The 7,849-nt window shown below is 75.4% G+C and carries 7 protein-coding genes; 2 read left to right on the top strand and 5 right to left on the bottom strand.

Annotated elements, in window-relative coordinates; genetic code table 11:
• Positions 1-102: 102 nt before the first annotated feature.
• Entirely contained in the window at positions 103-2,652 is a 2,550-nt protein-coding gene (locus ACK586_RS17740; RefSeq protein WP_409331820.1) for a DEAD/DEAH box helicase, read from the bottom strand.
• Between the two features lie 454 nt (positions 2,653-3,106).
• Between ACK586_RS17740 and ACK586_RS17735 the strand changes: the two genes are divergently transcribed.
• The gene (locus tag ACK586_RS17735; RefSeq protein WP_409331819.1) at positions 3,107-3,964 is read left to right on the top strand and encodes an SDR family oxidoreductase; all 858 of its coding nucleotides are present in this window, start codon (positions 3,107-3,109) and stop codon (positions 3,962-3,964) included.
• On the opposite strand, the gene mmuM is transcribed toward ACK586_RS17735, so the two are convergent.
• Positions 3,961-4,899, bottom strand: a complete 939-nt coding sequence (gene mmuM / locus ACK586_RS17730) for a homocysteine S-methyltransferase (RefSeq protein ID WP_409331818.1) — start codon at positions 4,897-4,899, stop codon at positions 3,961-3,963. The genes ACK586_RS17735 and mmuM overlap by 4 nt on opposite strands.
• Before the next feature lie 94 nt (positions 4,900-4,993).
• Here mmuM and arfB point away from each other — a divergent pair, with 94 nt between their 5' ends.
• Complete coding sequence (arfB, locus tag ACK586_RS17725) at positions 4,994-5,437, top strand: alternative ribosome rescue aminoacyl-tRNA hydrolase ArfB (protein ID WP_409331817.1); 444 nt, start codon at positions 4,994-4,996, stop codon at positions 5,435-5,437.
• A 22-nt stretch (positions 5,438-5,459) separates the two neighbouring features.
• Here arfB and ACK586_RS17720 read toward each other — a convergent pair whose 3' ends face one another.
• The 3 genes from ACK586_RS17720 to ACK586_RS17710 form a co-directional block, all read right to left on the bottom strand.
• Positions 5,460-6,683, bottom strand: coding sequence for an RNA polymerase sigma factor (locus tag ACK586_RS17720; RefSeq protein ID WP_409331816.1), 1,224 nt, complete (start codon positions 6,681-6,683; stop codon positions 5,460-5,462).
• 1 nt (position 6,684) lies between these two features.
• Positions 6,685-7,044, bottom strand: a complete 360-nt coding sequence (locus tag ACK586_RS17715; protein ID WP_409331815.1) for a YciI family protein — start codon at positions 7,042-7,044, stop codon at positions 6,685-6,687.
• 62 nt (positions 7,045-7,106) lie between these two features.
• Positions 7,107-7,781: an N-acetyltransferase gene (locus tag ACK586_RS17710; protein ID WP_409331814.1), complete on the bottom strand. Its 675-nt coding sequence runs from the start codon at positions 7,779-7,781 to the stop codon at positions 7,107-7,109.
• Between the last annotated feature and the right edge of the window lie 68 nt (positions 7,782-7,849).

The raw sequence follows: 7,849 nt of genomic DNA, 5'->3' as shown, positions 1-7,849 counted from the left end.
CCACCCCCCGGCCCCCCCCCCCCCCGCCCCCGCCCCCCCGCGCCCCCACGCCGCCGCCCCGGGCGCCGGGCCCCGCCCCCCCGACGGCCCCACTTCGGCGGATCAGTCGCGGCGGCCGGCGTCGATCACGCGGAGGACCAGGACGCCCTCCTCGTCCGACGCGGTCAGGTCGATCTCGGCGTCGATGCCCCAGTCGTGGTCGCCGGCCGGGTCGTCGACGATCTGCCGGACCCGCCAGACCCCCGGCGTGCCCTTGTCCCAGACCAGCAGCGCCGGCCCCCGGGCGTCGGCGCCGGTGCCCACCTCGTCGTGGTCGGCGAAGTAGGCCCGCACGACCTCGCCCCACCGGTCGGCGTCCCACCCGGAGCCGCCGTCGAGCTCGCCGAGGTCGTACCAGCGCCGGCGGGCCCACAGCTGCACCCGGTGGAACAGCGCGTTGCGGACCATCGCGGTGAACGCGCGCTCGTTGCCGGTCAGCGGCCGCGGCCGCGCGGGGACGGCGACCGGCTGGTCCACCGGCTGATCGGGATCGGTGAGCGCTTCCCACTCGTCCAGCAGCGAGGAGTCCACCTGGCGCACCAGCTCGCCCAGCCACTCGACCAGGTCGGTGACCTCCTCGGTGCGCGCGGCCGCCGGGACGCCGGAGCGCAGCGCCTTGAACGCGTCGGAGAGGTAGCGGAGCACCGCGCCCTCGGAGCGGGTCAGCCCGTAGGTGTTCACCAGCTCCCGGAAGGTCATCGCCCGCTCCCACATGTCGCGGACGACCGACTTCGGCGACAGGTGCGCGTCCCGCGCCCACGGGTTGGTCCGCGTGTAGACCTCGAACGCGTGCCCCAGCAGCTCCTCCAGGGGCTTGGGGTAGCCGATGTCCTCGAGGAGCTCCATCCGCTCCTCGTACTCGATGCCCTCGGCCTTCATCTGGGCCACGGCCTCGCCCTTGGCCTTGTTCAGCTGCGCGGCGAGGATCTGCCGGGGGTCGTCGAGGGTCGCCTCGATGACGCTGACGACGTCGAGGGCGTACGTGTCGCTCTCGGCGTCCAGCAGCTCGATCGCGGCCAGCGCGAACGTCGACAGCGGCTGGTTGAGCGCGAAGTCCGGCGGCAGGTCCAGGGTGAGGTCGTAGCGCCGCCCGTCCGGCTCGGGCTCGGGCAGCCGCTCCAGCACGCCGGCCTGCAGCAGCGAGCGGGCGATGCCGACCGCCTCGCGGATGTGCCGCAGCTGCTTCCTGCGCGGCTCGTGGTTGTCGGTGAGCAGCCGGCGCATCGCGGCGAACGGGTCGCCGGGGCGGTCGACGACGTCGAGCACCATCGCCGTCGTCACGCGGAAGTGACTGGTCAGCGGCTCGGGCTCGGCGGCGACCAGCCGGTCCATGGTCGCCTCCGACCACGGCACCATGCCCTCGGGCACCTTCTTGCGCACGAGCTTGCGGCGCTTCTTCGGGTCGCCTTCCACCTTCGCGAACTGCTTGAGGTTCTCCACCTCGTGGTCGGGCGCCTGGACGACGACCGTGCCGGCGGTGTCGTAGCCGGCGCGCCCGGCCCGGCCGGCGATCTGGTGGAACTCGCGGGCGTTGAGCAGCCGCATCCGGGTGCCGTCGTACTTGCTCAGCGCGGAGAAGACGACGGTGCGGATCGGCACGTTGATGCCGACGCCGAGGGTGTCGGTGCCGCAGATGACCTTGAGCAGCCCGGCCTGCGCGAGCTGCTCGACCAGCCGCCGGTACTTGGGCAGCATCCCGGCGTGGTGGACGCCGATGCCGTGGCGGACCAGCCGCGAGAGCGTCGTCCCGAAGGCCGAGGTGAAGCGGAACCCGCCGATCATGTCGGCGATCGCGGCCTTCTCCTCCTTGGTGGAGACGTTGACGCTCATCAGCGCCTGCGCCCGCTCCAGCGCCGAGGCCTGGGTGAAGTGGACGACGTAGACCGGCGCCTGCCGGGTGTCCAGCAGTTCCTGGATCGTCTCGTGCATCGGCGTGGTCGCGTAGTAGTGGTGCAGCGGCACCGGGCGCTGGGCGCTCGCCACCAGCGCGGTGGGCCGGCCGGTGCGGCGGGAGAGGTCCTCGCGGAGGTCCTTCGTGTCGCCGAGCGTGGCGCTCATCAGCAGGAACTGGGCCTTCGGGAGTTCCAGCAGCGGCACCTGCCAGGCCCAGCCGCGGTCGGGGTCACCGTAGAAGTGGAACTCGTCCATGACCACCAGGCCGACGTCGGCGTCCGCACCCTCGCGCAGCGCGATGTTGGCCAGGATCTCGGCGGTGCAGGCGATGATCGGCGCGTCCCGGTTCACCGCGGCGTCGCCGGTGAGCATGCCGACGTTGGCCGCGCCGAACACGCCGCAGAGCGCGAAGAACTTCTCGCTCACCAGCGCCTTGATCGGCGCCGTGTAGTAGCTGCGCCGGCCCGCCGCCAGCGCCGCGTACTGCGCGCCCGTGGCGACCAGGGACTTGCCCGAGCCGGTCGGCGTCGAGAGGACGACGTTCGCGCCGCTCAGCAGCTCGATCAGCGCCTCCTCCTGCGCCGGGTACAGCGTCGTCCCGCCCGCCTCGGCCCAGGCGGCGAACGCGGTGAACAGCTCGTCGGGATCGGCTCCGCGGGCCCGCAGCGCCGTGAGGTCGGCGGGGTCGTCGAGCAGGGGAGCAGCAGCGGTCGCGGTCATCGTGGGGAACAGCGTGCCCGACCCGGCGTCCCTTCCCGCGCAGGCACCCGCCCGGTCGGCGGCGGGTGCGACCCGGTAACGAATCGGTCACAAGAGCTCCCGAGATGTGTGCGGTGAACCGAGTAGGGTCAGAAGGTGAACAACAGGTGAACGAAGGGTGGCGCGACGATGCGCGTTGAGGAACGACCGCTGGTGAGGTGGGTGCCCGTCGTCGACAAGGCGGGGCACCGGCACATGGAGATGCGCTGGGAACTGCCGACGACGGTGGCCCGGCACCAGGCGCAGCGCGCGGCCTGACCGCACGCACACGGGAACCGACCGGGCAGCTGCCCGGCCGGTTCCGTGCGTTCCGGGGGCGTGTCGGGATTCCCCGTCGGGGGGCCGGGTAGGCCGACAGCGAGGCCGCGGGGGAGCAGCGCCCCGGGCCGCCGCCACACGCAGCAGGAGGAACTCCGTGTCGTCACCGCGCCCCGAGTCGCAGCCCGAGCAGCAGCAGACCCCGCCCGGAACGCTGGGGGAGATGGACCCCCGGCCCGATCACGGCGAGGAGACCTACCGCGGCTCCGGCAGGCTGACCGGCAAGGCCGCCGTCATCACCGGAGGCGACAGCGGCATCGGCCGAGCCGTGGCGATCGCCTTCGCCCGCGAGGGCGCCGACGTCCTGATCTCCTACCTGTCCGAGCACGAGGACGCGCAGGACACCGCCAGGTACGTCGAGCAGGCCGGCCGCAGGTGCGTCCTGGTGCCCGGGGACATCTCCGACCGGGCGCACGCCAGGACGATCGTCCCGAAGGCCGTCGAGGAGTTCGGCAAGGTCGACGTCCTGGTCAACAACGCGGCCTTCCAGATGAGCCACGACACGCTCGAGGAGGTCCCGGACGAGGAGTGGGACCACACCCTCGCCACCAACCTCACCGCGATGTTCGTCCTGTGCAAGGACGCCGTCCCGCACATGCCCCCGGGCGGGTCGATCATCAACTCGTCGTCGGTGAACTCCGACATGCCCAGCCCCAGCCTGGCGCCCTACGCGATGACGAAGGCGGCCATCGCCAACTTCACGGCGAGCCTCGCCCAGATGTACGCCGACAAGGGGATCCGGGCCAACAGCGTCGCGCCGGGGCCGGTGTGGACGCCGTTGATCCCCTCGACGATGCCGGCGGAGAAGGTCGGGAGCTTCGGTCAGCAGGTGCCGATGGGCCGCCCCGGGCAGCCGGCCGAGCTCGCGCCGGTGTACGTGCTGCTGGCCGCGGACGAGGCGTCCTACGTCTCGGGCGCGCGCGTCGCCGTCACCGGCGGCAACCCGATCCTCTAGCCGGGACCCGGAGGAGATCCGTGGGCGTCACGCCCACGGATCTCCTCCGCGATCGCACGGATCGCGTCGGGGCCGACGCGGCAGCAGCCGCCGAGCAGCCGCGCGCCGGCCTCGGTCCAGCCCGCGACGGCGGCGGGGTCCACGCCGCCCGCACCGGTCCACCGCCGGGCCGTGGCGTCCCAGCCCTCGCCGCTGTTCGGGTAGGCGACCAGCGGCTTCCCGCTGACGGCGGCCGCGGCCAGCGACGGGCCGACCGCCGAGGGTGCGGTGCAGTTCACCCCCACCGCGACCACCTCCGGCACCCCGGCCACCAGCGCGAAGACGTCGGCGGCCGGCTCCCCCCGGCGGGTGCGGGCGACGCCGTCGTCGTCGAGCACCGTCGTGAGCGACAGCCACATCGGCATCCCGAGCGCCACCGCCTCGGCGACCAGCGCGCCGGCCTCCGCGGCGGCGGGCACGGTCTCGCAGGCGAGGACGTCGGCGCCGGCCTCGGCGAGCAGCTGCATGCGCGGCCGGTGGAAGGCGCGCAGCCGGCGGATCGACATCTCCGCCACGTAGGCGCCGGTGTACTCCGAGCCGTCGGCGAGGGTGGCGCCGTACGGGCCGACCGAGCCGGCGACCCAGGAGCCGGGCGCCCCCTGCCGGGCCAGCCGCACCGACCGCACGATGAGGTCCTCCGCCCGCGCGGCGTCCACACCCGCGGCCGCGAAGCCCTCGACCGACGCCTGGTAGCTCGCCGTCGTCGCCACCCGGGCACCGGCCGCGGCGAACGCGGCGTGGGCCGCCACGACCGCGCCCGGGTCGTCGAGCAGCAGCCGGGCCGACCACAGCGCCGAGGAGACGTCGTGCCCGCGGGCCTCCAGCTCGGTCGCGAGGCCGCCGTCGAGGACCACCGGACCGGTGGCGAGCGCTTCGGCGAGGGAGGACGGCGGCACGGTGCCATCCTCCGCGCCGGCGGACGGGTCGGGAGCGACCGGGGCGGTGGCCGGCGCCGGAGAACCCGGTTGCCCCGCAGGCGAGACTGTCCCGGTGCCCGCCTCCTCCGACGACGCCGCCGGTGACCTCCCCGTCACCGGCTCCCTCGTCGTCCCGGCGGGGGAGCTGCGGTGGCGGTTCTTGCGCTCGTCGGGCCCCGGCGGTCAGGGGGTCAACACGGCCGACTCGCGCGTCGAGCTCTCCGTCGCGCCGCTGGCACTGCCCGGGCTGACCGAGCCCCAGCGGGCTCGCCTGGCCGAGCGGCTCGGCGGGCGGCTGGTCGACGGCGTGCTCACCGTCGTCGCGTCCGAGCACCGCCAGCAGCTGCGCAACCGGCAGGCGGCGCGGGAGCGGTTGGCCGCCGTCCTGCGCGCCGCGCTCGCCCCGGCGCCCCCGGCCCGGCGGAAGACCAGACCGACGCGGGGCTCGCAGGAGCGGCGGCTGCAGGCGAAGAAGCAGCGCAGCGAGCTCAAGCGCCGCCGCGGCTCCTGGGAGTGACGTCGGGGAGGTGGTCGTGCCGCTACGGGTGCGGCCCCGCCGTCACCTCGTCGCGACGGCGGCGCAGGAACGCCGCCTCCCGCTCGTTGCCGGCCAGGGCGAGCGCCGCGTCGTAGGCGACAGCGGCCTCGGCGGGGCGGCCCAGCCGGCGCAGGAGGTCGGCGCGGACGGCGGGCAGCAGGTGCGACCGCGGTAGGTCGACGCCCTCCAGCGCGGCCAGCCCGGCGGCCGGGCCGTCCACCTCGGCCACCGCGACCGCGCGGTTGAGCGCCACCACGGGGGAGGGCGCCAGCGCGAGGAGGTGGTCGTAGAGGACGACGACCTGCCCCCAGTCGGTGTCCTCGACGCTGGGGGCGTCGGCGTGCACCGCCTGGATCGCCGCCTGCACCTGGTAGGGCCCGGGAGCGTTCCGGCGCAGGCAGCGGCGCACCAGCTCCTGCCCCTCGGCGACCAGCGCGGCGTCCCAGCGGGTGCGGTCCTGCTCGGCCAGCGGGACCAGGTCGCCGGCGGCCGAGATCCGCGCCGGACGCCGGGCCTCGGTCAGCAGCATCAGTGCGAGCAGGCCCAGCGCCTCGGGCTCGTCGGGCATCAGCTCGACCAGGGCGCGGCCCAGCCGGATCGCCTCCGCGCACAGGTCGGTCCGGACCAGCTCCGCACCCGCGCTGGCCGTGTGCCCCTCGGTGAACACCAGGGAGACCACCGCGAGCACGGCGGCCAGCCGGTCGGGCAGGTCGGCCTCGCGGGGGACCCGGTAGGGGATCCGGGCGTCGCGGATCTTCGCCCTGGCCCGCACCAGCCGCTGGGCCATCGTCGCGTCGGGCACGCCGAAGGCGTGCGCGATCTCGGCCGTGGACAGCCCACCGACCAGGCGCAGGGTCAGCGCGACCCGCGCGGCCGGCGCCAGCGCCGGGTGGCAGCAGGTGAACAGCATGCGGAGCCGGTCGTCGCGCACGGCCCCCTCCTCGGGGAGCGGATCGGGGACGGCGAGCAGCGCGGCCTGCCGGTGCCGGGCGTCGCGGCCGGCCTCCCGGCGGATCCGGTCGATCGCCCGGTTGCGCGCCGTGGTGATGATCCAGCCCCCCGGGCTCGGCGGGACGCCGTCGTCCGGCCAGCGCTGCACCGCGGCCAGGAACGCGTCCTGGACCGCCTCCTCGGCGGCGTCGATGTCGCCGAGGAGGCGGGTCAGGACGGCGACCGCGCGGCCGTACGCCTCGCGGAAGACCGCCTCGACGTCCGGGTCGGGCACGTCAGGGGCGCCCCGAGCCGTCGGCGAACGGCCGCACCTCGATCGGCAGCGTGGTGGCGGCGACCAGGCGGCGGCCCCACTCCAGCGCGGCGTCGAGGTCGGGGACGTCGATCACCGAGAACCCGCCGACGTGCTCCTTGGCCTCGGCGAACGGGCCGTCGACGACCAGGACCTCACCCCCGCGGGGACGCAGCGTCGTGGCGGCCGCCGGAGGGTGCAGGCCGCCGCCGAACACCCAGCAGCCGGCGTCCACCATCGCGCGGTGCACGGCCTCGGTGTCGCGGACGATGGGGTCGAGGATCTCCGGCGGGGGCGGGGTCCCGTCGCCGGGCTGGACCACGGTGAGCAGGTAGTGCGGCATGGGGTCTCCTGTCGGTCCGGCGGGCGGCTCCGCGCGCCCGCTCACCCCCTGGACGAACGGGCTCAGCCGGAATCGACACCGGCTCCCGGCGGGCGCACGAGCACCCAGACCGGCAGCTGGTCGTCGGCGGTGTGCAGCGAGTCGGTGACCTCGAAACCCGAGCCGCGCAGGAACCGGACGCCGGCCCACGTGTACACCGCCGTGGCCGCCGGCACGCCGTCGGTGTCGCACCGGGCGAGCGCCGGCTCCAGCACGGCCCGGCCGAACCCCTTGCGCCGCGACGAGGGCCGGGTGCCCAGGTGGGCCAGCCACCAGTGCGGGCCGGCGGGGCGGGCGGCGTCCACGAGCTCCCGGGTGGCGGCCACCCGGGCGGCGTGCGGACCCGACAGCACCGGGAGCTCGCGGGACAGCGCCGCCGCGACGTCGGCGGGGACCGGCACCGTGCCGGCCGCCGCCGCAGGCGCCTCCCAGGTGGCGACGGCGGTGACGTCCTCGGTGACCCAGGCGCTGCCGGTGGCGACGCCGCGGTGACCGGCGGCGAGCTCGTGCCACCGGGTGAGCCGCTGGATCCGCCCGTCCTCGGGCAGCGCCCAGCGCGTCCAGCGCGAGTCGGCGAGGGAGACGGTGAGCGTCGCGGCGATGCGCGGCACGTCGCGCTGCTCGGCCCGCCGCACCGAGGGCAGGCCCACGCGGACCACGGCGGGGACGTCGCTGATGGCTCTACCTTCCCTTCGCACGGTGGATCCCGGCAGGGAGCGCTTGCGTCGCTTGTCCCGCGAGGACTGAGGTGAGACGGCGCCCCTGC

The organism is Trujillonella humicola, assembly GCF_046233715.1.
Lineage (GTDB): Bacteria > Actinomycetota > Actinomycetes > Mycobacteriales > Geodermatophilaceae > Trujillonella > Trujillonella humicola.
The sequence above is the reverse complement of the archived record's forward strand: the minus strand, read 5'-3'. Positions and strand labels throughout refer to the sequence as shown.